This is a genomic window from Rhodococcoides kroppenstedtii (assembly GCF_900111805.1).
Classification (GTDB): Bacteria; Actinomycetota; Actinomycetes; order Mycobacteriales; family Mycobacteriaceae; genus Rhodococcoides; species Rhodococcoides kroppenstedtii.
This window is the reverse complement of record NZ_FOJN01000003.1, coordinates 230,815-255,483: the sequence shown is the minus strand read 5'-3', so window position 1 is coordinate 255,483 and position 24,669 is coordinate 230,815. Positions and strand designations below refer to the sequence as shown.

The window sequence follows — 24,669 nt, the reverse complement described above, 5'->3', positions numbered from 1 at the left end:
GATTGCGGATCGGTTCTTGCGTGTGAGGACCGGAAGGTGCGGCTTCCGGTCCAGCACAGGTGAATTCAGTTGGAGTAGTGACCCCCTTCCGGTGGACGCGGCGGTGCGGTGTAGGTGTCCATTCGCCGTCCATGCAGAGAGCCGGACCGCGTCGGACATGCCGGGCGCAAACGGTCAGGAAGCGCGGCCTACGGGAGTAGCGGATTCTCCGAACAACTGGCGGGCTCCACGCTCGACTGGCCATATCGCGAGCACGCTGCCGTCGTCTCCGACGCACGCGTGGTCGATGCCAGGTCCATGTACCGGCAAGCTGCACACCAACAGGTCGAAGGACGAAGCGCCTTCGTATATCGACGTGCACAGCTGAGATGAGGTGACATGGTAGAGCGGGTGACCAGCTAGGTCGGACGAGTGCATCAGGGCTTCGCCTCTCGCTGGGCGTCAGGCAACGATGCGGTCCTTTAGGCTGGAATAGCCCGACTGGACCGGCGCCTAGCGCCTTCTGGTTGTGGTGGCTCCCGTGGTTGCGCGTGCGGACTCCCAATCAGCGAGCGCAGCCACGGGGGTTCTGAAAGTCTTGTCGGACTCCTCTGGTCTGTCGTTATGAGACAGTCGATATGAGACTGTCAGATAAACACTCTAGAAGGGATGCGGCAAAGTGTCCACTGATGAGCGCAGGAATAGAATGAGTCGGCGGGTGCTGAGAGGTTTCGACCCCTCGCGCCTCAGGGAGTCGCGACTCGCTGCACGCTCCGGCGCTGGTCTGACGATTGCGGAGACGGCGCGTGCTGCTGGCGTGTCGGCCGCAACGATCTACCAGTGGGAAAGCGGCATCAGGACGCCCCAGGTAGACGTGTTGGCCGCCGTCACAGCGGTTCTCGACATCCGCATCGAGGACGTCGTGAATGTCCCGCTCGATGAACGATTTCCTTCGGACCTGCGCGTTCTTCGAGGTTTGACGCAACCTCAACTCGGCCAGATGGCAGAGCTGCCGACCGCCGTGGTTGGCCGCATCGAGCGAGCAGACATACCGCTGACTGACGACAAGCTCGAAGTGCTGTCGAAGCTGGTGGGAGTCGAACAGCCCGTCTACCGGGCCGCTTACGAACGGGCGCGTCGCCGACCTGCCGGAACCCTCGCCTGAAAGCAGCCCTGACGGTGTGAAACGGTCTTGCGGCCGGTAGGCGTGTGTCTTGATCACCAAGCACCGCCGACCTCGAGTGGGGCGTGTACTTCGAGAAGTCCTTCCTTGAGCCGGTTCCGCGAGGCGTCTCGTGCGCCGGCTTCGACGCCGGAGAGGGTGATCTGAACGGGCGAGTACGGGGTCGCCGCGTCCAACCTGACGAACAACTGCAACTCGGTCTGCTGCTCAACTCCGGTTGCGATCTGATCAAGGGCAACTCGGTAACGGTCTTGGCTGGCAGGCTCGACATCGAGCGGATTCACCTGAGCGGCTGCGAACGGACTACTGAACTCCGACAACCACTCCTTGACGATGCCGGTGTCGAGGTCGATACGCGCCAGCGTTGCTCCTGTCGCGAGCTTGAACCGGGCCGCGACAGTTCGGGTAATCAGGCGGTCGGTCACGGCGCTGCCCTCGTATCGGTGGAGAACCTGAACAATTCCGTTGATTCGAGTTCCAAGACTCCTGGTGCTCATCTGAACATCGCGGTCGTCGCCGTCCAGGCCCACCAGACGGATCGGTGTGTGAAAAGTGCGCCCGTAAGAGCTCTCTCCGTCCTTGATGTCGCGGACGTACTCGAAGTAGCCGGCTTCGTTCTCGAACACGCTGAACCGCGACCACACCGACGCCACGGTGAGGGGAACGCCGTCGTTCGTCCTGTCCGCACCCAGTACGGATTGGTCGAGCCCGTTGCCGTGTCGGGGTATATCGGTGGAACAGTCGAAGTCGAATGTGCCCACCGACAGTCGCGGCGGCGGTGTGCCCCGCCCCACCCAGACCTCGATTCCGAACACGGTTCCGTCGGGACCGAGCACGGGGTGAGCATGGACGGCCCGGGCTGCGCCGGGTTCGGCGACGGGCTCGACGTAGGAAGCGGCATTGACGAGCACGGCGTCTATAGCGTCTGTGACCGACTCAACTGCCGAGTCAGTGAACGCAGCCTTGATACGACGGATCATGCCCACGAAGTCGCGGGGTTCGATCCCAGTTGCGATGACGGTTGGTGCGCAGGTGTTTTCGGGGCCGTCCGTCGTGCAGCGAGTCGCCCCCAGTGTTTCGATCAGCAGCCAGTCGGGCTTGGCGGTGCTCACGGGGCGCTCTCCGTTGTTGATTGGTCGAACAGATACCGGTCGTGGGAGCACAACACTTGGACGTCGTGCTCGTGCGATGCTGCCAACTCCGACAGCCTTCGGTGGTTTGTGCCGATTCTCGAGCGGTCCGCCGCCAGAAGCTTCTCGAGCAAACTCGTCCGGCGGCGGCCCGAGGCGTGAGTGGGTGCGCTAGGTCCTATCGCACTGTGATGGAAGAACGCGTCGCCGGCGTGGAGGATCCACCGGTTGCCGATTCGTACCGCGACAGCGGCGTGCCCGGCGCTGTGGCCTTGCAGGGGAACAAGCCACAGGCCGTCCAGACCGGCGAGGGGGTATGCGCCGGAGAAGCCCAGCAGCGCATCGCACGTTCCGGCGTAGGCCTTGAACCGACCTCCCGTCAGAGCATCGATGTGCGCGCGGCGATAGCGCGGCTGCGGGGCCCCCAGCGCAGCCGTCAACTCGACTTCGGTGAGGTGGACCATCGCGTGCGGGAAGTCCGATGCCCCGCTGATGTGGTCGTAGTCGAGATGGGTTGCCACGATGTTGGTTACATCCGCAGGGTCGAGGCCCAAGGCTCGGATTTGGCAGTATGCGCTGGACCCCGTGGTGAGGTCTGGAGACAACAGGTTTGCGGCGGCACCTAGGGTGGACGGATCGGCCGCGTCGGACATCCCGATGCCCGTATCCACCAGAACCAGACCATCATCGGCTGTTTCGCAGAGCAGCACGTGCGTGACCATCTGTACACCGAGTGGCTTGAAAGTGCCGCAGTTCAGGTGGTGCACGGTTGTCACGGTCACTTCGGGCACCTCCCGGTCGATGACGAAGCGCGGTGCCTTGCGGCTGCGCGGAGCTTTGTCATCCGATACGGGGAAGCCCACGAACCGGGGAATAGCCAGAGCGCGCTCTGGTCTGTTGGAGGACACTAAGCCGCGCGTGCCTGCTTGTCCATTGTTTGCACGCCATTGAGGCATCGGTTGCGGCCGAGCTCACGTTGTGCGGCGGTCGTGTTGTAGCTCACACGTGGGTCTTGACCCGAAAGCGCGGTGGATCGGGAGTGGTGGACGAGAGCAACCACGTGCCCCGGCGTGTCGGTCCGCCAAATCTCGCCGATCTGTAACAGGATGAGCGACACGGATTGGGAGTCCGCGGAGAGGCTGAACGATGCCATTGCCGTCGAAGGGCGAGCGGCGGCTCATGGGCACGAGAGTGGCCCCTGAGCTCAGTGCGCTCGTTGAGCAAGCTGCGCGTGACCGGGGATGTTCGTCGGTGAGTCAGTACTTGGCCGACCTCATCGCGGTCGCGCACAACCGGCCCGATCTCGTACGAGAGCTGAACCAGGAGGAGCTGAAACTGGCCGTCTGATGGAAAGAGCACTGCACATAAACGCATAACGCAGCGCCGAAGGCCATTCACCGAAAAACCCCCACCCTTGGCAGAGGGCGAGGGTTCTCGAGTTTGGTGAGAGACGAGGTACCAACTCGTTTCCCGGTACTGCATGACCCCGAAGGGACTGTCTTGCTGGACAGGTCTCAGGATACATCGCGCCCTGACGCAGCTCCAAGAAGCTCCGCACGTGTCGCGTCCCCGGAACCGGCGCGGCCGACACCCGATGTGGTGTGGCGGCGGTTGGCCCCGATGCTGGCTGCTCGTCGGTCTATGCGCCTGTACGACTCGGTGGCGAAGGGTTTCACCGAGGCGCGGCCGTTGACGACGAAACGTCCGCCGGTTCCGGCAGCTGTTCCGCTGTTCGTTCGCGGTCGTGCGCGTGTGCTGGCGTTGGATTTCGACGCCAAGACCCGAGGCGGCGACGCGGTGAAAGCCGACGTCGCCCGAGCGTTGGGCTGGTTGGGCGAGTGCGGTGGCCGTCCGGTGGTCGATACGTCCACCAGCGGCGGCGCCCACGTCCTGGTTCCGCTCGCTGCTGGCCAGTCGGTCGGCGTCGATGAGGTTCGTCCGCTGCTGGGCTTGCTCGCCGCTCGGCTTCCGACGCTCGACATCGTTCCGATGACCAACCCTGCCACCGGATGCATCACCGTCCCCGGAGCTGCGTGCAGGGAAGGTGGCGTCCGCGAGCTGGCGGGCGAGCTCCACGATGCGATCGACACGCTGACCGTGGGCTCGGACCCGGCGTTCCTCCCTCGTCTGGGCGCACTTCTCGGCGGCGCCGGTACCGCCCCACTCTCCTGCGCCGCCACGGAGACGTCGGCGAACACCCGTGCCGCCAGCTCGCACCGTCGGGCGGTCCGGGCGGAGGTCGCGGCGATCACGGCGAGCGAGCGCATCGTCGGCGCCGGCAGCTCGGCGCGCCTGCATCCACGGCTGTGCCGCACCGCTCCCCCGCCGGCGGCGGTCGCCGCGTTCGCCGCCACCGGCCGCCTCGACACCACCCGGTGGCCGTCGCGGTCCGAGGCGCGTCAGTCGGTCATCACCCACGCCGTCCTGGCCGGCGACACCGCGGCCGTCATCACCGATCGTGTTTTGACCGACGACGGTTGGGCCGGCATACGTCGGGCGTACGAGCATTACCGCGCCCCCGCAGCGGCGATCGCTCGTGACTGCGCCCGCGCCCTGAGCTGGGCCGCATCGACACTCCCCGACCCAGTCCGGGATATCGGGCACAAGTTAAAGCACACAGGGGGGTACGAAGTCGGGGGCATTGTTGATCCGGCAACGACGGCCTGGCTTGCTCTCGCTCAACGGTGGGTGTCCTCGGTGTATTCGGGTCGACGGGATCGCTGGACCACACACGCTGTGGTGCAGGCACTGGCGTGGGGGGCTGCCGTCGGTGGGGAGGTCGTCGACGGTGTTCCCGTGGTGGCATTGGGTGGGCGGTCGTTGTCCACGGCGGCCGGCTTGCTTCCGGAGACGACGGTGTGGGACACCCTGGCTCGTATGCGCGACATCCCTGGTTCACCGCTGCTGTTGATCGAGCGCGGGGCCGGCCAGAATGCGGATCGGTATGCCCTAGTGCCCGCGAAGGGGGTCGAGGGCGCAGGAGGCGAATCAGCGGTCAGTACGGCGTTTCCGCCGATCGGAGCGGTGCACCCGGTGTGGAGCGTCGTCGGGTACCGCCACCGCGTTCTCTACGACGCCGTCCTAGCGGCGGAGTCCCCTATGACTGTCGACGCACTGTTCGAGCGCATACGGATCGGACGCAGCAGCGGGTACGAAACCCTCCTGGATCTGCGCACTGCCGGCCTTCTCACCGTCACGGGCGACGGCCTGGTGCAGCGCGGCCCCACCGACCTCGACACCCTCGCCGCTCGACACGGCCTCGCCTCGGCCGTCCACACCCGCATCGTTCGTCACCGCGCCGAACGCATCGTCTGGCGCGAATGGCTCGACGCCCACGAGGAAGCTCGCACCGCTCCCCCACCCCCACCGCTGGTCACGGTCGACGACGGCCGCACCCCACCGGACGAAGGGCTCTGGGACGCCATCATGGCCGACGAACACCGCTACAGACCCGAACACGACCCCTACGCGGCCCTGCCCGAACTGCTCGACGCGGTCACGGCGTCGCCGAGACGTAGTGCCGTACAGCTTGGAGCAGCAACGAGTCCTGCACCTGCCGACCATCTCTGACACCCTCGACCGCACCGAAACCCACTAACCCACAGGAGGAACCCGCGACCGCACCCCACAGCCCGTTACAGACCATGTTCACCGGCGTCCCCGAGGAGCACCTGACGATCGCGGCCGCCGAAGTCGAGACCTACGCCCGCGCTGTCCTCGACGACATTCGCACCAACTCGTTCATGGCAACCGCACCGGAAGGCTCCTTCACGGCGACCGCATCCATAGCGCAGTTACGGGCCGCCGCGGCGGCAATCCTCCACTCCCCCCAACCCTGATCCGTGGGCGGAACGCGTCCTGCACGCCCTCGGCGAAACCCGTGACACTGCTACCGAACAGCTTGCCAACCGCTTACTCGGCATGCTCGACGGCCCCACTGACGCCGCCGCGGGCTTTCCCCGTACGTCTGCGTTCTTCGACGGCGTTGGCGGTCGGTTGGCAAGTCGCGACTGCAACTAGCCGCACGTACTGAGGTCAGTACGGACGGAGGTCTCTCCGCGTGCGCCGTTTGAGCCCGGCCCCGAGCGCCGCCGGCGGCTCGCCCCTTTTAGTGAGCGAGTTGGCTATCCGGAGTGCACCGGCGTCCGAGCCAGCGTACGCCTAAACTGTATAGCTGTATTACCGGGCGCCGCATACAGCAAGCTGTAGATACAGGCTTCTGCATATACAGGTACACGGTTAGCTGTGATACCGTGAATGCGGTATACAGCAACACGGTTTACTGGTTGTATGGTTACACGGCATTACAGGTACACGGCTGCCGGTTTGCTGTAGATACAGCTATCCGGGTTTCCGTAGAACCGTGTGCCGTACAGCTGTATACACAGCTTGCTGGTAGTACTGGACCGGAGGAGGGGCAGAGGCATGATCATCAGCATGGTGAACACCAAAGGTGGCACCGCCAAGACGACAAGCGCGATCTACCTAGCTGCCGCGTACAGCAAACGCGGCGACAAAGTTGTGATGCTCGACCTGGACAAGCAGGGATCAGCGACCGATTGGGCCGACCGGGCCGCCGAAAGTGGCGATCCGTTGCCGTTCAAGGTCGAAGTGGCCAACATGAAGAGGCTGACCAAGTACACCGCGGGGGAGGGGCAAGTCGTCATCATCGATACCCCGCCCGGCGACGGGCAGGTCATCGACGCCGCCATCGCCGCATCGGATTTCGTTATCCTTCCGACCCAAGCGACGGGCCTGGACACAGCCCGAGTGTGGGAGACGCTCCCCTCGATCCAAGGCCGGCTTCCCTTCGGCGTCCTCATCACCGCCGCGCGCCTCGGAACCAGGCTTTTGGACGAAGCCAAGCAGGTGTTCGACGACAACGACGTCCCCCGATTCGACACCGTGATCCCGATGAAAGAGCGAGTCAGGTCGACATTCGGTACCACGCCACGCCACGACGAGGGCTACAGCGACGTGGTCCGCGAGATCGAGGAGTCCATGTCATGAGCCTCAACAAGTCGAGTTCCTTGGGTCCGCGCCGTTCGGCGGCGCCGACGCAGGGCGCCGCGCCCGCACCGTCGGTGGAGACAACTTTTGTCGATTCCAGTGCCGACCTGACGAAGATGACCACTCTGATCCACACGCCGTTACACCGCAGCTTTAAGGCCACTGTCGCGAAGGAAGGCACGACGATGCGCGACGTGGTCGAGGAATTGATCGAGAAGTGGATCGACGACCACAAATAGCTCTAAGCGAGCTTTTTGCGCCTGCTGAGGGCTGCGCCGGTGAGGCGGTGGAACGAACTGTGATCCATCCGCATACAGCGCGAACGGGACCAGTGACCGCACCGGCAGGTATCGCCGCGAGCCTGCCTGGAGTCGGGACGGTGTGACGGGCACTATTCATCTGAGCCCCGATCCTGCTTCTGGACGTGGCATCGGTTCGAGCTTGGCAGCTCACGACCAGACTGACGAAAGGGAACCTCAATGGCTAGCTGGTCTTGTCCAGTATGTGGAGAAGAGGCTGACGCCGACTTGCTAGACCCTCATGGACACTTCGCCCCCGAGGACGAAGTGATCGAAAAGGATATGTGGTGCGACGCGCTGTATTACCCCTATGGCCGCAAGCAACTTGGAGGTGTGCGCTGCCGTCTCAGAACCGGGCACGATGGCGATCACTGGTGTGAAGCGGAAGCTCGGGTAGCGCAGTAGCCCCGCGGCCCGCACGTAAGTCAGACCCGCAGCGCCAACGGTCGCCGCCGTGCGGCATCCCCGCGTCACCCGCCCGTCGGAGTACGGCGAACGGCTCCACCGACAGGCCGGTGGCGGCCCAGGGAGAGTCGCGGCCACTGCATAGGGCTGAATCTAATAGGTGTGCTGATCAAGCGGTCCCAGACCGCAGTGCGGCGGTCCGGATTGACGACCGTCTATCGAGGCACCCCGAGGGCGGATCCGTTGTCAGGGTCAGAAGCGCACTGCGCTCGATCGTCGCGTTTTCCGGGTGAGTGCGGTCGAGTTCTGCGATTCTGGGTTCAGAAGAGCGCAGCACTGTCGCGAACCTGGGTGACCTTGGGGGCGAGGTGGACGTAGACAAGCTGGACGTGATCGAGAGCGGGGTTCTGACTGCGTCACCGGAGAGGTGGAAGCAGGCGGAATTCCGCTTCTCGGTGCTCGCTCCGCTGCTCGAGATGCACCCAGTGGGCTTGGCGGTGGTCGACGACGCAGCCGAACGGTTGGGCGTGTCCCGTCGGCAGGTGTACGCCCTGCTCGACAAGCTGGAGAACGGGACAGGGACCGTGGCGGATCTCCTGGTTCGCCCGTCGTCGGGTGGTCGAGGTCGAAGCCGGGTGTCCGACGCTGTCGAGGAGATCATCGCGGAGCAGGTGGGACGGCACTTTCTCCGCCGCCAGAAATTGAGTGTCGCTGCGGTGCATCGCCGCATCGCTGTTGTATGCCACGGTGCGGGCCTTCCGTCGCCGTCGCGGAACACGGTCGCCGCACGGATCGCGGCCCTGAAGCCCGCAGTGGTGGCCCGAGCGCGTGGGGGAGCGGACGCAGCCCGCCCGCGTCAGGCGTTCGGCGGCGTTGCACCGCCGACTCGGGAGATTCTCGACGTGGTTCAGATCGACCACACCGTCGTCGACGTCATGGTCGTCGACGACCACGAGCGCAGACCGATCGGCCGCCCGTACCTGACGATTGCGATCGATGTCTTCAGCCGAGCCGTACTCGGTTTCGTGGTGACGTTGGAACCACCGTCCGCCGTGTCGGTGGGCCTGTGCTTGGGACGCGTGTGCAGCGAGAAACAGGCATGGTTGCAGGTCCACGGTCTGGCGGGTGAGGTTCGGTGGCCCATGGCGGGCAAGCCGCACCGCTTGTACCTGGACAACGCCACCGAATTCAAGAGCGAGGCGCTGCGCCGCGGATGCGCCCAACACGGCGTCGCCCTCGACTACCGACCATCGGGGCGACCGCACTACGGCGGGATAGTCGAACGCGTCATCGGAACCACGATGACGGCGGTGCACGAGCTCCCCGGAACCACGTTCTCGAACCCGGACCGGCGTGGCAGCTACGACTCGGATGCACACGCTGCGTTGACGCTGCGCGAGCTGGAACGGTGGCTGATGCTGTCGATCGCGACCTACCACGAGAGGATCCACACCGGCCTCGGTCAGACCCCGGCGACCAAGTGGGGCACCGGAGTCGGCGCTGCGACCAAACCACCATCGGTGGTGGTCGACGAGACCGCGTTCCTGATCGACTTCCTTCCGGTGATCCGCCGCCGGCTTTCGCGCACCGGATTCGTCGTCGACCATGTGCGCTACTTCTGCAACGCACTGAAGCCGTGGGTCGCGCGCCGAGAGCACCTGGGTGCGTTCGTCATCCGGCGTGACCCCCGCGATCTGAGCCGCATCTGGGTGCTCGAACCCGACGGAGCCGGTTACGTCGAGGTGCCGTACCGGATGATGGCGAACCCTGCGGTGACACTGTGGGAGCACCGCGCCGCGACTGCCCGCCTACGAGAGCAGGGACGGTCGAGCGTCGACGAAAGCGCCGTGTTCTCGATGATCGAGCAGATGCGCGACCTCACCGACCGTGCACAGACGGACACCCGCAGAGCTCGCCGCAACCGCCAACGCCGGAACCACCTCGCCGACAGACCTTCTTCGACCACTCCGGTGTCGCCGCCGCCGCACCAGCGCGAACCGGACACGGACGTGTCGATCTTCGACGACATCGAGCAGTGGTGAGCAGATGACACCGAGATCGCGGCCGACCGCCGGGGGATCGACTGCGCTGCCGGGCACCGACTTCGGGCACCTGACGGAGTCGACGCGGCCGCTCGTCGAACTCGATGACGCCGCCCGAATTCGGTCGATACGCTCCGAGCGCTGGATCGGCTACCCGCAGGCACGGTCCGTCCTCGGGCACCTCGAGACGCTGCTGTCGTGGCCGGACCGTCAACGTATGCCGAACCTGCTGCTGCTCGGCTCGACGAACAACGGCAAGTCGATGATCATCGAGAAGTTCCGACGCACGCACCCTCCGACCAGTCTCAGTGACCGCGAACAGATCCCGGTGTTGTGCGTCCAGATGCCCCCGGAACCCTCGCCGAGTCGGTTCTACCTCGCGGTGCTCGCCGCACTGGGAACACCGATCAGGCCGCACAGTCGTGTTCCGGACCTGGAACGACAAGCACTGATGCTGCTGCGAGCGACCAAGGTGCGGATGCTCATCGTCGACGAGCTCCACAACGTTCTCGCCGGACGCGACAATGCCCGACGGGAATTTCTGAACATGCTGCGGTTCCTGGGCAACGACCTGCGCATCCCGCTTGTCGGCGTCGGCACCCGTGACGCGTACCTCGCTATCCGTACCGACCCGCAGCTCGAGAACCGGTTCGCGCCGATGACCCTACCGACGTGGACCAACACCCCGCAGGCCCGCTCGCTCATGGCCAGCTTCGCCGCCAGCTATCCGCTGCGACAACCCTCGCACCTCGCATCACCGGAGATGACCGACTATCTCCTCACCCGCTGCGAGGGCACCATCGGCGAACTGTCGACCCTGCTGACCTCGGCAGCTGTGCTGGCCGTCGACACCGGCGCAGAAGCAATCACCCCCGGCGTGCTCGAACGCACCGAGTATCTCGGCCCAACCGAGCGGCGCCGACAGTTCGAACGCCACCTCCCGTGAGCAGCCTCGGGACTGCGGCAGAGCTCGACATCCCGCCGTGGCCACTGCATCCGCCGCCCCGCCCACAGGAAGCACTGACCTCGTGGATGCGGCGTACCTGTGCGTACTACGGACTCGCCAGACCGGCGGACCTGCTGCCGGGCTTCGACATCTCCGGTCTCGACATGGACCGGTACGTCCCCGAACCGCTGCTGGCGCACCTGGCCGCTCGCAGCATCGTTCCGGTCCCGAGGTTGCGGTCGATGACGCTGTCGGGATGGATTCCGTGGCTGCTCGACGACACCGATCCGGCGCGGTGCGACTTCGACACCTACGTTCACCAGTTCTCGGTCCTGCTGCCGGCCGACCTGGCGGTCCACGACCGCCTCTGCCGCACACCAGAGGGCGGTACCTGGCTCCCGTGGGTCAGTGAGCAGCGCACCAGGGCGTGCCCGGTGTGCGTCGACGAGCTCGAATGCACCGCCGACATCGGCGTGACGCTGGTGCACCAACTGTCGTTGCTGACCAGTTGTCCCGTGCACGTCTGCCGGCTCGAATTCTGCACCGTCCTACCCGGGCGGGCCGTTCTGTGGGATCGCACCGCATCGGACGAGAGGTTGCGGCCAATCCCTGTTTCGCAGGAAGTCGCCCGACTCGACCGGCGCAGCGCCCGAGCTCTGACGTCCGGGTGGGTGCAGCTCGACCGCGACCGGGTCCACGCCGCGGTGTGGTTCCGCTTACTGCGCAGCGTCGTCGACGACGTCTGCACCCCGTTGTGTCGAGCGGGTCGGTGGTCGACGGTGTTGTCCGCCATCTGGAACTCCACCGGGCATCCGCGGCCGCCGCAGGCGTCGCGAGTGGTGTTCGAACACCTGCGATGGACCGAGCGAGAACGTGTCGTCGCTGCCGCCGCGTCGGCCGTCTCCGCGATCGAACACGGCGACCTCCCGGCCGGAGGCGCTCACGCCCGTCTGCTCGCCCCGATCCCGGACGAGCCGGTGGACCCGGGAACCGCTCCCACCCGCTCGTGCTTCCCAGCTAGCGAACGAAGCGCGTGGGACGGAGTGCAGGACGCCATCGACGCCGCCGTCGAGGTGGCACGAAGCGACATCGCTGCGGCCGCGTCGCTGTTTGCGTTCCTGCGCACCGGATGTCACACGCCTGAAGGCACTGCCCGACTGGAGAAGGTGTTCGCCGACCTGGGCATTCGTCTTCCCCCCTGACCGATGGGTGCGCGTCGGCGCGGCAGCGATCGAGCACAGACATAGGCGTGCGCGGTCTCCGGAGCGCCACTCGCCGGCGGCTGTGCACAGTCACTCACCGGATTCGAGCGATGACCGACGAGAATTTCCGTTCCCGCACCGTCTTCGTCTAAATCCCTGCTCAGCGCGTTTCAACTCGAAAGAGCTGTCGGGGGTGCTCGCTACAGTCCCTGTCATGGCAGATCGGCAGCTAGGTGAGGTCCTGGACACGGATTCAGTCGTCCCGGTGAGGAGTGCGGAGGTGTTTCCGGACCTGTCGGGCGAGGTCGCCGCTCGGATCGAACGGTCGATGGCGTCGGCACGGTCCGGTGCTACCCGCCGCGCCTACGATTCGGCGTGGCGACGCTTCGAGACCTGGTGCACCGTCGCCGGGCACCACGCGTTGCCGGCGCATCCCGCTACGGTGGCGGCCTATCTCGTTGCGGCTGCCGACACGCTCACCGTCGACGGGACGCGGGCGTATGCGCCGTCGACGTTCGGCAAATGGATCGCGGCGGTCGCGGACCGCCACCGCGCTACCGGCTACGACAACCCGTGCGGGCACGAGATGGTGCGCGCCACTCTCTCGGGTATTCGGCGGGATTACGCGTCTGCGGGGGAGCGGCCCCGTAACCCGCGCGCACCGCTGCTGACCTCCGACATCACTACGATCGTCGATTACGCGCGTCGAGGTGGGGCCGGGTGGGCGTCGGAGGTCCTCGAACGCCGCGACACTGCGCTGCTCCTGATGGGCTACACCGGCGCATTCCGCCGCAGCGAACTCGTAGCGCTCGAATGCCGCGATGTCCACCGCGACCGCCTCGACGGCGCGCACGTACGTATCCGCAAATCGAAGACCGACCAGGACGGCACCGGAACCGTGAAAGCACTCCCGTTCACCGACCGCCACGAGTCATGTCCGGTCTGCGCGTGGGTGCGATGGCTGCAGATCGTCGCAGCGTTCGACACCGGCGGCAGAGTTGCTGTCATCCGAATACTTTCCCGCGCAGTGGAATTCGACTCCCATATCTGCCGCGGCACCCTTCCTGTAGTCGAGAAACGGTCCCCTCTGTTTCGGTCCGTCCGCAAGAACGGCAACCTCTCCGACACAGCCCTGTCCGGAGCCGCGGTGCACGCGGCGATCCGCCGCCGCGCTACTCGAGCTGGATACGGCCCCGACACCGTCGCCCAGCTCGGCGGGCATTCCCTCCGTTCCGGCTTCGTCACGCAGGCCTTCCGCAACGGTGCCGACGCGCATGCGATCATGCGCCAAACCGGGCACACCACACCCGCAATGGTCGAAACATACGCTCACGAGAATGCGCCACTGGTCGGCAACGCCGTCACCGAGCTCGGCCTATGACCAGGCACCCGACCGAACCAGTGAGCGGCGACGGGACGACAGGGGTAGATGCTGACCACGACGACCGCCCTTGTCCGATACGTGCATCGGACATCACGAACACGTCGATACCGAGGCGGGATCGGCACACGTGGTCACTGTTCGAGGACTGGTGCACCGCCCATGGCGAACCCCCATTGGCGGCCTCTCCTGAGTCACTTGCTCGGTTCCTGTATGCGCACCCCGCCGCGCCGACGACCCAACGCCGCCGGATCGCGGTGATCGACTCCGCTCATCATCGGCATCTATTACCTCCTCCAGGGCGCGCTGAGACCGTCCGGGCTGCGCTGGATGGGGCCCGCACGTCGCGCCTGCAGGAGGTGGCAGCCGTGATCGGCGGAATCATCGCCCGACTCCCCGAATACGGTTGGCCGTCAGCGTTGTTCGCGCGCAGAGACGCGCTGATCCTCACGCTCGCTACGACAGGTCTGCCGTACACGCAGATCGCGGCCCTGCGGGCATGCGATGTCACCGCCGATGCGGGTCTCGACGCCCTTCGCATCGAGACAGGCCGCGGCGTTCATACCCTCACCTCCCTCGCGCTGGCGGGGACGGGCATTTCTCCGCGCACGGTGTACCAGCGCTGGTGTGAGGTGCTCGGCCATCAGGCCCGGTATCCGAGCACCCGAATGCTCGCCGACGCTTTCGATGCCGTGGACGGCACCGGGCTCGGCGGATACGACCGGTATTTCGACCCGGCCGGTCAACATCCGCTGTCGACTGCGATCGACCGGTGGGGCCACACCCCGTTGGCTGCGACCCCGCTGACCGCCCGTGCGGTAGCGGGCATCGTGCGAATGCACTGGGACGGAAGGGCACCCACCCACCTGCAGCCCACTGCGCGGTCACAACATCCGGAGCAGATCGCGGCACCGGATCCAGTACCGCGGGTTCTACTCGACCCCGGCTACTACGAACGCGGAACGCTTGCGCGTAGACACGCCCACGGTCTTCTCGACGACGTGGACTCTGTCCTGGCCGATGTCGAAACCCGCGCGGACAGCCTGTTGGAAGCTCTCGTCGACTTTCTCGAATCGGAGACCGCACGCGTGCCGGCCGACACCGTCGAGTGACTAGTGGTTGGTACTCGGGTTTGCACACACTCTTCTTCTCACGGCAGGGAGGCGGTGACGTCTCAGAAATCTCCGAGATGAAGATCGATCAGGCCGCGAACGAACGAGGCATCGATCTCGACCCCGTTCTGCGGGGTCTACGTCGAATCCGGGTCGTCTGAGAGTCGGGGATTTCGGAAATCTTTCGGAGAGCGTCCGGTCCAGCGTTTGAAGGCGTGAGAGAAGTTGGCGAGGTCGCTGTATCCGAGTTCGGTAGCGATCTCGCTGACCGAAACCGATCGGTCGAGGAGCCGTAGCATCGCGCGCTCGTACAGAAGCGACTGGCGCACCTTGCTATAGGTGGTGCCTTCTTCGGCAAGCCGCCGTTTCAACGTGCTGCTCGACATCGACAACGCTTGTGCAACATCATGGTTGGTTCGCTGTCCGAGGTCCTTCTCCAGCAGCTGCCTCACCTTCTCGGTGGATGACATGGACCCACTCCGCTGGGCGAGTGTTCGCTGCAGATCAGCGATAGCGAGTCGATATGCGAGAGGGTCCGAGAACCGGCAAGCCTTGTTGAGGGTGTCCTCGGGTACGTGGACGAAGGAAATCGGAGCGTCGAAGATCCGGCGATTCGCCGCCGGACTTTCGTCGTGGCTCACCTCGGTCGGCTCTGGCCAACTCAGATGGAGTGTGACCGGCGATATGTCCCCGGCGAGCATGTCCAGCAGCCGTAGTAACGCCGACCCGCCGTAGGTGACGACCAAGCAGTCCAGTGCCGAATCGCCTGTATGCGCAGTGAGCCCGACGATCAGGCCGTAGTCGCCAGTGTGGAACTGCGACTTCAAAGCCGTGGAGATCAATGGCAGGTATGTGAGGAGATCGACGATCTCGGCGACCGAGCCAGCGCTGATCAAAGGTGAACTCAGGGGCCCGAATGATGTCAACTGGGCCTGTTCGGCAAACGCAAATCCGAGTCGAGTGGCCTGGGCGATATCGAGTTCGGGGTAGACCTCCCGAAACCACCGTATCGGTGCCTGAACGTCATGCTGAATGAGCGTCGCTTCACTGGTTCCTTCGCGGTGCATGATCGCACGAAGCCGCGCGGCGGCGTCAGGGTCGAGTGCGCGGCGTTCGAGCAACTGAACGAACGCAAGCGGTGGCACACCCTCGTCGTTCAGCTTCACGATGATCCCCTTGACCCGAATTCACAAGTTTCTGACTCCACCGAACATAGCCGTCACCCACGTTTGCGACGACACTTTCGTTCAATCACGCCAGAAAACGAGGAGTTGACATGGCAGTTGTAACTTTCGTCGCGCACGACGGCGAGGAGCACGAGGCGGCTTTGGTCGAAGGTCGATCGCTCATGCAGATTGCTACCGACAATGCTGTGCCCGGGATCGACGGTGACTGTGGCGGGGAGACGGCGTGCGGTACCTGTCATGTGATCGTCGACCCACAGTGGTCCGGGGAAGTGGGTCTTTCCGGCGCCGATGAAGAGGAGATGCTCGCGATGAACCCCGAACGGCAACACACCTCCCGGCTGTCCTGTCAGATGGTGGCCTCGGAAGCGTGGGACGGCCTGCGCGTACAAACGCCCGAGTTTCAGCTATGAAAATCGTCGGAAGGCAGAGTAGCAAGGCGATGAAGGTTTCCGAGACGATCGGCGACAAGGTGAAGTCGGCTATCCCGATGGACCTGCAGATCCGGGGTGCACACCTCTACGACAAGACCCGGCGTTGGGTGACTGGAACGAATGGCACCAAGTTGTTCGTCGAGAGTCCGATCCCACCGGTCGAGGATGTCGAGCTCGCCGACATCGACCTCAGTAACCCTTTCCTTTACAGACAAGGGCGGTGGCAGTCGTACTTCGAACGGGTGCGGAACGAGGCGCCGGTTCACTACCAACCCAACAGTCCGTTCGGTCCGTTCTGGTCGGTCACGCGTCATGCCGATATTGTGGCCGTCGACAAAAATCATGCGCTGTTTTCCGCCGAGCCGTTCATTGTTATCGGTGTCCCGCCGCGTTTTCTCGATATCGAGATGTTCATCGCGATGGATCCGCCTCGCCACGACAGACAGAGGGCTGCCGTCCAAGGCGTGGTCGCGCCGAAGAATCTGCGGGAGATGGAGGGTCTTATTCGATCACGCGTGCAGGAGGTGCTGGACGACCTTCCCTTGAATGAGCCGTTCGACTGGGTGCAGAATGTCTCGATCGAGTTGACAGCTCGCATGTTGGCAACTCTGCTGGACTTTCCGTACGAGCAGCGCCGCAAGCTCGTCGAGTGGTCCGATCTCGCGACCGCGATGGAGCAAGCCAACGGTGGCCCCTCGAACATCGACGAGGTGTTCGACGGCATGCGTGACATGGCGCGTGGTCTCAGTGCTCTTTGGCATGACAAGGCCGCCGAAAGGTCTGGAGGAGGAGAACCTGGTTTCGATCTGATCACCATGTTGCAGCAGAACGACGACACGAAGGATCTGATCGATCGTCCGATGGAATTCATGGGCAACCTTGTGTTGCTGATCGTCGGTGGAAACGACACGACGCGCAACTCGATGAGCGGTGGCGTTCTTGCGTTGAACAAATCCCCCGACCAGTTCGAGAAATTGAAGATCAACCCTGGTCTCATTCCCAACATGGTCTCGGAGATCATCAGGTGGCAGACACCGTTGGCGTACATGCGCCGAATCGCCAAAGCCGACACTGTGCTGAACGGACAATTCATTCGCAAGGGCGACAAGGTGGTGATGTGGTATGCCTCGGGTAACCGCGACGAACGCGTTTTCGAGAATCCTGATGATTTCATCATCGATCGTGCCAATGCGCGCAATCACATCGCGTTCGGATTCGGTGTGCACCGGTGTATGGGCAATCGGCTGGCCGAAATGCAGCTGCGGATTCTGTGGGAGGAGTTGCTTCCCCGCTTCGAGAACATCGAGGTCGTCGGCGACCCCGAGTATGTTCAGTCGAATTTCGTGCGGGGCATCAGCAAGATGATGGTGCGCCTGACGCCTACTTCCAGCGTATGACATCGCAACGGGCGATCATCGTCGGCGCAAGCCATGCTGGGGCACAACTGGCAGCTAGTTTGCGCCAAGAAGGTTGGACAGGCGACATCGTCCTCATCGGTAACGAGTCTGCCGCTCCCTATCAACGCCCCCCGCTGTCGAAGGCATACCTGGCGGGCAAATGCGTACTCGACGATATCGCCATTCGCAGCACGGACTTCTACTCCAAGCAAGGTATTCAGCTCCTGAACGCGCAGGTGGAGACCATCGTTCGGTCGGAAGGCAACGTCGTTCTCGACACCGGGGAGAAGCTGGCCTACGACAAGCTCGCGCTGTGCACGGGAGCCCGCCCTCGTCGGCTCACCGTTCCCGGGGCCGATCTCCACGGGGTCTACTACCTGCGCACCGCAGCGGACGTCGAGAGGATACGTATGGCCACCGGCCCTGGCCAGCGGGTGGTGATCGTCGGAGGCGGCTACATCGGACTCGAGACAGCGGCATCGCTGCGCGCACTGGGCGTACAGGTCACAGTCCTCGAGGCAACTGGGCGTGTGCTCGAGCGGGTCACTGCTCCCGAGGTATCGACGTTCTTCGAGCGGATACATCGCGAACAGGGAGTCGACATCAGAACGAACGCGATGGTTCAGGGCCTGTCCGGTGACCGTGAGGTTCGTGAAATCACCTTGGCCAGCGGAGAATCGATCCCCGCAGATCTGGTCATCGTCGGTGTCGGCGTCGAGCCGAACACCGACCTCGCCGCCGATGCGGGTCTTGTCATCGACAACGGCATCGTGATCGACGATCACACTCGGACCAACGACCCCGACATCATGGCGGCGGGGGACTGCGCGAGCCACGACATGGCCCGTTACGGCCGTCGACTACGGTTGGAGTCCGTCTCGAGCGCAGGAGAGCAGGCCAAAGTCGCTGCGTCGACCGCCTGCGGGAAGTCCAGAAAAATCGAAGCGTTGCCGTGGTTCTGGTCGGATCAGTATCACTTCAAGCTGCAGATCGCCGGCCTCAACACTGGATACGACGAAGTGGTTCTCAGCGGTGACCCCACCCGCGACAGTGATTTCAGTTGCTTCTATCTCCAGGCCGGTGAGCTCATTGCCGCCGACTGCATAGGTCGCCCGCGCGAGTTCATGTACAGCAAACGGGTGATCGCCCAGCGACTCCCCGTCCAACGCGAAGACCTGATGCTCGGCGGACTCGCGCGCAACTGACCGATCCTTCGGTCGTTGTGCACACAACAGCAACCGGTTTGCTCAGAGAAGGGAACATCAGCGATGACCATGACAGACCGCCCGCCCGGAGCACATACTACGCAGCCACCACACGCATACCTGGGAGCAACGGACTTCCTCGACATCGAGCACGAATCCGTGCGGGCGTTCACCGCCGCGGCAATCGGAGATGCGAGCAGCGACCGTGACAAGGCCAGACGCCTCTTCGCCGCCGTCCGCGACCGAATCTGGTACGACCCATACACCGTGTCGGACGATCCGGCCCACTATCGAGCGAGCTTCGTCCTCGAGGCCGGGCGCGCTTACTGCGTCCCGAAGGCGGTGCTGTTGACCGCAGTGTGCCGGGCGGCGGGTATCCCAGCACTGCTCGGCTTCGCCGACGTCCGAAATCACCTGCAGACCGAGACGTTGCGCACGCTGATGGGCGGCACCGACCTGTTCGTCTACCACGGCTACAGTCGCCTCTACATCGAGGGCCGGTGGTTGAAGGCCACGCCGGCATTCAATGTCGAGTTGTGCGCTCGTTTCGGCGTGCCGCCAGTGGAATTCGACGGCGATCGCGATGCTCTCATGCATGCCTTCACCGCAGACGGAGCCCAGCACATGGAGTATGTCCGCGAGCGAGGAGTCTTCGACGACCTACCCTTGAACGCGATCTTGACGGTGCTTCGGCACGCCTACGGCCCCACGATCTTCACGGGCGCTCACCCACTCGATGATGTTTTCACCGGCCGCACCCGGCCGGACGAAACTCCCGGGGATCGAAACCTTCCGCGGGAGTCTCGATGAACACAAGCGGTGAGAACATACGCGCCGAACCCCGTATCGCGGCCGACTGCCGATCGGTCGGAGCTCTCTCCGCGAACAATCGCGATCGTGAACACTCGGACCGCCTCGGACACCTTCGAATCGGGTGAGCCGATACCTGCTGGCAGAGCTGTGCCACATGACTGTCTCGTCGCCGCGGCCGTGGTAAGGCCGACACCGGAAGTTGCACCGAACAGACGAGACTCGCTCTGCCGCTGGAATTGCGGCTGCGGGCGATGAACGACCGATCCGAACGCCTCCCCGGGCACGAGACGACGCGCGATACCCATATCCCTCTCCCGTGTGCGCAGCCGCTACCGCGAGAGCGGGCCGACAGGCGTCTACCGATGTCTCTCATCTATGCAAGGAGCGCAGCAGATGACAAACAACGCACCTCACACCCCCGCCAGGACCGTGGCGATCACAGGTGGAGCTCGCGGCATCGGCTATCAGACAGCGAAGGAGTTGATTCGACGAGGCCACCGGGTCGCCATCGGCGACATCGACGAGGCACGTGCGAAGGAGGCCGCCGCCGAACTCGGGGTGAAGGTCGTCACCCGACTCGACGTCACCGAACCTGACTCGTTCACAACGTTTCTGGACCTGGTCGAACGTGAACTCGGACCCCTCGACATCCTGATCAACAACGCGGGCATCATGCCTACCGGCCACGCCCACGAAGAGGACGATGCAGTAACCCGGCGTCAAGTCGAGATCAACGTCCTGGGTGTCATCTTCGGGACCAAACTGGCTCTTCAGCGCATGCTGCCGCGCCGCACCGGACACATCATCAACACTGCGTCATTGGCCGGCGAGCTCGCGGTACCTGGTTTGGCGACCTACTGCGCTACCAAGTTCGCAGTCATCGGATTCACAGAGGCCGCACGACTGGAGTACCGCAAGTCAGGGGTTCGACTGTCCACAGTCCGCCCGACGTTCACCAACACCGAACTCGTCGCCGGAACCGCCGGCGCAAAGGGATTACGCAACGCCGAGCCGGAGGAAATCGCCCGCGCGACAGCAGATCTGATCGAGAATCCACGCCCCTTCGTCCGCGTCACCCGTCTCGCAGGCGCAATGGTCGCGGCGGTGAAATTCGTCCCCCGGCGGCTGGCGACCGGACTGGGTGCGGCCCTGAACACAGATTCGGTGTTCCTCGCGGACGTCGACATGACTGCTCGCCGAACGTATCTCGACAGAATCCAGAACAGCTGAGCATGCCGACACGCGCGCTCGACCAACCACCCGAAAGGCAGCCACAGTGACCCCCACGACTCTGATCGAGAACTATCCCCACCGGATGGGAGGGCACTGCGGGTCAGGTGCAATGCGAGACCTTCTCCAGTGGCACGGTCTGGGATGGGACGGACCACCCGACGAGGGGTTGGTGTTCGCACTGGGTGGTGATCTCGGTTTGTCCTACCTGCGATCGGACGACCTGGTCCCACCGATGTACCTGGTCGGCCGCGGTGCCGACTTCGAGATCGACTTACCGCGCAGGCTCGGCGGACAAGTCGAGGTTCTCACGACCGACGATCCCGGTGAGGGATGGTCATGGGTTCGCGACGACATCGATGCGGGAAGACCCAGTCTGGTCTGGGCCGATATCGCTGAGCTGCCCTACTTACGGGTGAAACTGCAGATGAGTCGCCACGACATCGTGGTGATCGGCTACGACGAGATCGGGGGGACTGCCTCGGTCGTCGACAACGATCGGGCCGACGTGCAGAAGATCCCGCTCGACGCGCTGGCTCGGGCGCGATCTTCCACCTCGTTCCCGCAACCGACACGTCACTGCACGTACCGAATCACGTGGCCGCAGACACTGCCGCCCGTGTCGACTGCCGCGGCCGCGGCCTTCGCCCGATCCGCCGCCAGCATGCACGCCCCATCGACACCGGGAATAGCCGACCACATACCAGCAGCCGGTGCCGACGGTTTGGCCGCGGTCGACCAGCTGGCAACCGACGTCAAGAGCTGGGTCGACCTTCCGCCCGATGACCTCGAGACGCTGCTGTTCAGTCTCGGTATCTTCATCGAAAAGGCCGGAACCGGAGGCGGGCTCTTTCGTCGGCTTCTCGCCGACGGCTGTACCGAGATTGCACGTCTGACCGGTGATCCCGCTACCGCAGACCTCGCGGTGGCCGCCGATCACTGCGCCCAGGCCTGGACCGAAACTGCCCGCGCCGGAACACAACGCGGTCTCGATGTACGAACACGCGCAGCTGCGGTGGCCGTGTCGGCTGCCAGACTGTCGGAACTCGAGCTGATCCTGGTGGAGTCCCTGGAGTCTGCTTCACGCTCGCTGTCCGCCATCACGAGATGATGCCCACCGTCGTTCGATGGCGCGCGGTACACGGGGCGCATCGCACTGTGCTGCAGCTGTCGTCGCCGACACCGTACGCCCTGGCGACCTCACTGATCGGCTTGGAAGAGTCGATGACCTCTCGGCACAGTTCGTCTTTGAACTCGGTGCTGAAAGATCGACGCGATCTGCTCATGCTTGTAGATCCCTATTCCAAGCGGGTCTAGTGTCCGAATCCCTGGGCCGATCAGATCACGACGCCAGCCACTGGGCTGCGGGGTGGATGACCCTCATCTGCAACCTCGCCGACGTTTTCAACGCGCGGTTCACTTCTGACATAGTGCAGTTTATCTATCGAAACTAACAGCGGTGCAGGCCGAGCGCACGATGACGCGACAGACTCGGCACAATTTTTTTTCACGACAGAGAGGTCCGACCATGAAAAGAGTTCCGGACGAGGTCAGCGGGTCGGCCGGCCCGGCTGTCGAGAACTGGGCGCGCTCGTTCTGGAGCACGAGTTTCGACTCGCCTGATCTACCGCCCCACCACCCCGACTGTCTTGGTTGTGGGCCGCAGAACCCGCACGGCCACGCCCTGTCGGTCCAGCGTGACGAGAACGGCGTGGTGGCTCACCATGTGTTCGATCAACGTCATGTCGGGGCACCCGGGATAGCACACGGAGGCGCGGTGGCGACCGTTCTCGACGATCTGTTCGGCTTCCTGCTCTACACAGTGGGTGAGCTCGCCGTGACGCGGCGTCTCGAGCTCGACTACCTGGCGCCGGTTCTGCTCGGCACTCCATACGTATTGCGTGCTGCCGTTCGGTCTCGTGATGGGCGCAAACTGGATCTCACGGCCACGATGGACGATGCGCAGGGCCGCTCGGTAGCCACCGCTACTGCCCTGTTCGTGGTGGTCGAGGTCGAACACTTCATGCAGTCCCAAGCCCGAGCCCAACTCCGGGCCACGGACACGAATCACACCGAAGAATAGACACCCTGGCCGACCTTCACCGACGTCCATCACCCGCGGTGGCTGTCGTACGGCTGCGTCTACCTGGCGCAAAGACGGCGAGGACGAGTGCCCCAGCGGCGGTCAGCGCCGCCAACGCCAGTGTCGCCTGACCACTTCCGTGTACGAATGCGGCTCTGGCGAACTCGGCCAGCGGCTGACCAGCTGGTCCTGCGCGGTCGGCGACCTGTAACGCGGCGGCCAGAGAATCGGCCACCGGACCACGGGCAGGCTCGGGTAGCTGGGGCAGAGCCGGTTGAATTTGCTGAACGTAACCGGCCGCGAGCACGCTACCGGCTACCGCAATCCCAATCGCGGCACCGATTTCGCGAGCTGCGTCGTTGACTGCGGCAGCCACCCCGTGCTTGGCCTCAGGAGTGTCCGAGACGATGGCGAAAGTCGCAGGGGCGGTACACAACCCCAAACCCGCGCTCATGATGAGCAAGGGCCACAGCAGGTCAGGGTAAGTTGCCGCGACGGTCAGTCTGCTCACCATCACCAGTCCCGCCGCGATGGTGAGCAGACCTACAGTGGTCATCACCCGCAGGCCAACAATGTTCGACAGCCAGGGTGCAATCACCGAGATCACGATGAGCGGCACGACCATAGGGGTCAACGCCAACGCGGCGGTGAGCGGTCCATAACCGAGAATCAACTGCAGATACTGCACCAACAGCAAGAACACCCCGAAGGTCACCAGAAATTGGATACAGACCGACAGCGCGCCGGCACCGAAGCCACGGCGGGCGAACAACCGGACATCGAGTAGGGGTGCCGAGGAACGTAGTTCTACGACGACGAACACCACAACTGCGAACAAGCCCACCGCAGTGCTGATGGCGACGAGCGAATCCGACCAGCCACGGGCCGGAACCTCGATCACAGCGAAGACGATCGCCCCGACCGCGACAACTACGGTCACCGCGCCCACCCAATCGACCGGTGGATGCTCCTGCTGGCGGGACTCCGCGATACTGCATGCCAACCCGGCCAGAACCGCTCCGGCGACGGTCAACCCGACGAACACCGAGGTCCACGACCACTGTTCGAGCAACACACCAGCCCCGAGGATGCCCAGGACCGCCCCGGATCCAGCAACCCCGGCCCACACACCTACAGCGCGGCCGCGATGCGCCGGTGGAAATCCCGCGGTCAGTATCGACAGCGTCGAGGGCATGACCAGCGCCGCACCCGCCCCAGCCAACGCGCGAGCAGCGATCAGCCACGCCGGGTCGGCGAGAAACAAGGGCAAGGCCGACGCGAAAGCGAACAACGCCAACCCCGCCACGAGCACCCCGCGGCGACCGTACCGGTCACCGATCGCACCGGCAGGCAGAACCAAGCACGCCAATACCAGCGTATAACCGTCGACTATCCAGGTCAGTTGAGCTTGCGTCGCCCCTGTCGCGACCGCGATCTGTGGCAACGCTGAATACAATGCCGCCATTGCGGCCACCACCAACGCGACCGCCATGCACGACACAATCAACATCCACCACTGGGCACCGCTCCATCGAGCGACGCTGGCAGAGTCGGATCTACGTTCGTTCAACGGCCAGCCTCCCAGTTCGAGACTGATCGTCTCGGTGTGAGACTATTAGTATCATAACTTTGCG

The 24,669-nt window shown here is 64.2% G+C and carries 21 protein-coding genes and 1 pseudogene; 17 read left to right on the top strand and 5 right to left on the bottom strand.

The window, feature by feature from the left end; all coding sequences use genetic code 11:
• Positions 1–697 precede the first annotated feature (697 nt).
• On the top strand, positions 698–1,144 hold the full coding sequence (locus tag BMZ18_RS05375; protein ID WP_342028275.1) for a helix-turn-helix domain-containing protein: 447 nt from the start codon (positions 698–700) through the stop codon (positions 1,142–1,144).
• 53 nt (positions 1,145–1,197) lie between these two features.
• On the opposite strand, the gene BMZ18_RS05370 is transcribed toward BMZ18_RS05375, so the two are convergent.
• Both BMZ18_RS05370 and BMZ18_RS05365 read right to left on the bottom strand, forming a co-directional pair.
• Positions 1,198–2,274, bottom strand: coding sequence for a GAF domain-containing protein (locus tag BMZ18_RS05370; RefSeq protein ID WP_074921902.1), 1,077 nt, complete (start codon positions 2,272–2,274; stop codon positions 1,198–1,200).
• Positions 2,271–3,155: an MBL fold metallo-hydrolase gene (locus BMZ18_RS05365; RefSeq protein WP_170851458.1), complete on the bottom strand. Its 885-nt coding sequence runs from the start codon at positions 3,153–3,155 to the stop codon at positions 2,271–2,273. The genes BMZ18_RS05370 and BMZ18_RS05365 overlap by 4 nt, the downstream gene beginning before the upstream one ends.
• A 778-nt stretch (positions 3,156–3,933) precedes the next feature.
• Between BMZ18_RS05365 and BMZ18_RS05360 the strand changes: the two genes are divergently transcribed.
• From BMZ18_RS05360 to BMZ18_RS05320, 9 genes are all read left to right on the top strand, one after another.
• Positions 3,934–5,862 (top strand): hypothetical protein, encoded by a 1,929-nt coding sequence (locus tag BMZ18_RS05360; RefSeq protein ID WP_074921900.1) that lies wholly within the window; start codon positions 3,934–3,936, stop codon positions 5,860–5,862.
• Between the two features lie 74 nt (positions 5,863–5,936).
• Positions 5,937–6,131 (top strand): hypothetical protein, encoded by a 195-nt coding sequence (locus tag BMZ18_RS05355; RefSeq protein ID WP_074921898.1) that lies wholly within the window; start codon positions 5,937–5,939, stop codon positions 6,129–6,131.
• Positions 6,132–6,717: 586 nt separating this feature from the next.
• On the top strand, positions 6,718–7,302 hold the full coding sequence (locus tag BMZ18_RS05350; RefSeq protein ID WP_074921897.1) for a ParA family protein: 585 nt from the start codon (positions 6,718–6,720) through the stop codon (positions 7,300–7,302).
• Entirely contained in the window at positions 7,299–7,541 is a 243-nt protein-coding gene (locus tag BMZ18_RS05345; protein ID WP_074921895.1) for a plasmid partition protein ParG, read from the top strand. The genes BMZ18_RS05350 and BMZ18_RS05345 overlap by 4 nt, the downstream gene beginning before the upstream one ends.
• 833 nt (positions 7,542–8,374) lie before the next feature.
• Positions 8,375–10,048: a TnsB C-terminal domain-containing protein gene (locus tag BMZ18_RS05340; protein ID WP_074921893.1), complete on the top strand. Its 1,674-nt coding sequence runs from the start codon at positions 8,375–8,377 to the stop codon at positions 10,046–10,048.
• 4 nt (positions 10,049–10,052) lie between these two features.
• On the top strand, positions 10,053–10,994 hold the full coding sequence (locus BMZ18_RS05335; protein WP_139203846.1) for a TniB family NTP-binding protein: 942 nt from the start codon (positions 10,053–10,055) through the stop codon (positions 10,992–10,994).
• On the top strand, positions 10,991–12,196 hold the full coding sequence (locus BMZ18_RS05330) for a TniQ family protein (RefSeq protein WP_244516419.1): 1,206 nt from the start codon (positions 10,991–10,993) through the stop codon (positions 12,194–12,196). The genes BMZ18_RS05335 and BMZ18_RS05330 overlap by 4 nt, the downstream gene beginning before the upstream one ends.
• 214 nt (positions 12,197–12,410) lie before the next feature.
• Positions 12,411–13,577: a site-specific integrase gene (locus BMZ18_RS05325; protein ID WP_032364181.1), complete on the top strand. Its 1,167-nt coding sequence runs from the start codon at positions 12,411–12,413 to the stop codon at positions 13,575–13,577.
• A 257-nt stretch (positions 13,578–13,834) separates the two neighbouring features.
• On the top strand, positions 13,835–14,689 hold the full coding sequence (locus BMZ18_RS05320; protein WP_244516418.1) for a recombinase: 855 nt from the start codon (positions 13,835–13,837) through the stop codon (positions 14,687–14,689).
• Positions 14,690–14,826: 137 nt separating this feature from the next.
• Here BMZ18_RS05320 and BMZ18_RS05315 read toward each other — a convergent pair whose 3' ends face one another.
• Entirely contained in the window at positions 14,827–15,855 is a 1,029-nt protein-coding gene (locus BMZ18_RS05315; RefSeq protein ID WP_074921892.1) for a helix-turn-helix domain-containing protein, read from the bottom strand.
• Between the two features lie 110 nt (positions 15,856–15,965).
• On the opposite strand from BMZ18_RS05315, the gene BMZ18_RS05310 reads away from it, so the two are divergent.
• The 6 genes from BMZ18_RS05310 (at position 15,966) to BMZ18_RS05285 (ending at position 22,063) form a co-directional block, all read left to right on the top strand.
• Positions 15,966–16,286 carry a 2Fe-2S iron-sulfur cluster-binding protein gene (locus BMZ18_RS05310; protein ID WP_074921890.1) on the top strand — a complete coding sequence of 107 codons (321 nt, stop codon included), beginning with the start codon at positions 15,966–15,968 and terminating at the stop codon, positions 16,284–16,286.
• A 29-nt stretch (positions 16,287–16,315) separates the two neighbouring features.
• Entirely contained in the window at positions 16,316–17,704 is a 1,389-nt protein-coding gene (locus BMZ18_RS05305) for a cytochrome P450 (RefSeq protein WP_074921888.1), read from the top strand.
• Complete coding sequence (locus tag BMZ18_RS05300) at positions 17,701–18,909, top strand: NAD(P)/FAD-dependent oxidoreductase (protein WP_032370840.1); 1,209 nt, start codon at positions 17,701–17,703, stop codon at positions 18,907–18,909. Before BMZ18_RS05305 ends, BMZ18_RS05300 begins: the two co-directional genes overlap by 4 nt.
• A 69-nt stretch (positions 18,910–18,978) precedes the next feature.
• Positions 18,979–19,719: a transglutaminase-like domain-containing protein gene (locus tag BMZ18_RS05295; RefSeq protein WP_032370982.1), complete on the top strand. Its 741-nt coding sequence runs from the start codon at positions 18,979–18,981 to the stop codon at positions 19,717–19,719.
• Positions 19,720–20,115: 396 nt separating this feature from the next.
• Positions 20,116–20,952 carry an SDR family oxidoreductase gene (locus BMZ18_RS05290; RefSeq protein WP_032364247.1) on the top strand — a complete coding sequence of 279 codons (837 nt, stop codon included), beginning with the start codon at positions 20,116–20,118 and terminating at the stop codon, positions 20,950–20,952.
• A gap of 46 nt (positions 20,953–20,998) precedes the next feature.
• On the top strand, positions 20,999–22,063 hold the full coding sequence (locus tag BMZ18_RS05285) for a BtrH N-terminal domain-containing protein (protein ID WP_032382558.1): 1,065 nt from the start codon (positions 20,999–21,001) through the stop codon (positions 22,061–22,063).
• Between the two features lie 55 nt (positions 22,064–22,118).
• Here BMZ18_RS05285 and BMZ18_RS20020 read toward each other — a convergent pair.
• Positions 22,119–22,238: pseudogene (locus BMZ18_RS20020) on the bottom strand (transposase); the annotation flags it as partial.
• Between the two features lie 242 nt (positions 22,239–22,480).
• Between BMZ18_RS20020 and BMZ18_RS05275 the strand changes: the two are divergent.
• The gene (locus tag BMZ18_RS05275) at positions 22,481–23,035 is read left to right on the top strand and encodes a PaaI family thioesterase (protein WP_032364186.1); all 555 of its coding nucleotides are present in this window, start codon (positions 22,481–22,483) and stop codon (positions 23,033–23,035) included.
• Positions 23,036–23,051: 16 nt separating this feature from the next.
• On the opposite strand, the gene BMZ18_RS05270 is transcribed toward BMZ18_RS05275, so the two are convergent.
• On the bottom strand, positions 23,052–24,527 hold the full coding sequence (locus BMZ18_RS05270; protein WP_371828483.1) for an MFS transporter: 1,476 nt from the start codon (positions 24,525–24,527) through the stop codon (positions 23,052–23,054).
• Between the last annotated feature and the right edge of the window lie 142 nt (positions 24,528–24,669).

Bases quoted from the DNA above. Each gene is read 5' to 3' on its own strand.
- BMZ18_RS05345 (WP_074921895.1), top strand. From the start codon at position 7,299: ATGAGCCTCAACAAGTCGAGTTCCTTGGGTCCGCGCCGTTCGGCGGCG.
- BMZ18_RS05270 (WP_371828483.1), bottom strand. From the start codon at position 24,527: ATGGCGGTCGCGTTGGTGGTGGCCGCAATGGCGGCATTGTATTCAGCG.
- BMZ18_RS05300 (WP_032370840.1), top strand. From the start codon at position 17,701: ATGACATCGCAACGGGCGATCATCGTCGGCGCAAGCCATGCTGGGGCA.
- BMZ18_RS05275 (WP_032364186.1), top strand. From the start codon at position 22,481: ATGAAAAGAGTTCCGGACGAGGTCAGCGGGTCGGCCGGCCCGGCTGTC.
- BMZ18_RS05335 (WP_139203846.1), top strand. From the start codon at position 10,053: ATGACACCGAGATCGCGGCCGACCGCCGGGGGATCGACTGCGCTGCCG.
- BMZ18_RS05310 (WP_074921890.1), top strand. From the start codon at position 15,966: ATGGCAGTTGTAACTTTCGTCGCGCACGACGGCGAGGAGCACGAGGCG.
- BMZ18_RS05290 (WP_032364247.1), top strand. From the start codon at position 20,116: ATGACAAACAACGCACCTCACACCCCCGCCAGGACCGTGGCGATCACA.
- BMZ18_RS05350 (WP_074921897.1), top strand. From the start codon at position 6,718: ATGATCATCAGCATGGTGAACACCAAAGGTGGCACCGCCAAGACGACA.
- BMZ18_RS05305 (WP_074921888.1), top strand. From the start codon at position 16,316: ATGAAGGTTTCCGAGACGATCGGCGACAAGGTGAAGTCGGCTATCCCG.
- BMZ18_RS05360 (WP_074921900.1), top strand. From the start codon at position 3,934: ATGCGCCTGTACGACTCGGTGGCGAAGGGTTTCACCGAGGCGCGGCCG.
- BMZ18_RS05295 (WP_032370982.1), top strand. From the start codon at position 18,979: ATGACAGACCGCCCGCCCGGAGCACATACTACGCAGCCACCACACGCA.
- BMZ18_RS05325 (WP_032364181.1), top strand. From the start codon at position 12,411: ATGGCAGATCGGCAGCTAGGTGAGGTCCTGGACACGGATTCAGTCGTC.
- BMZ18_RS05355 (WP_074921898.1), top strand. From the start codon at position 5,937: ATGTTCACCGGCGTCCCCGAGGAGCACCTGACGATCGCGGCCGCCGAA.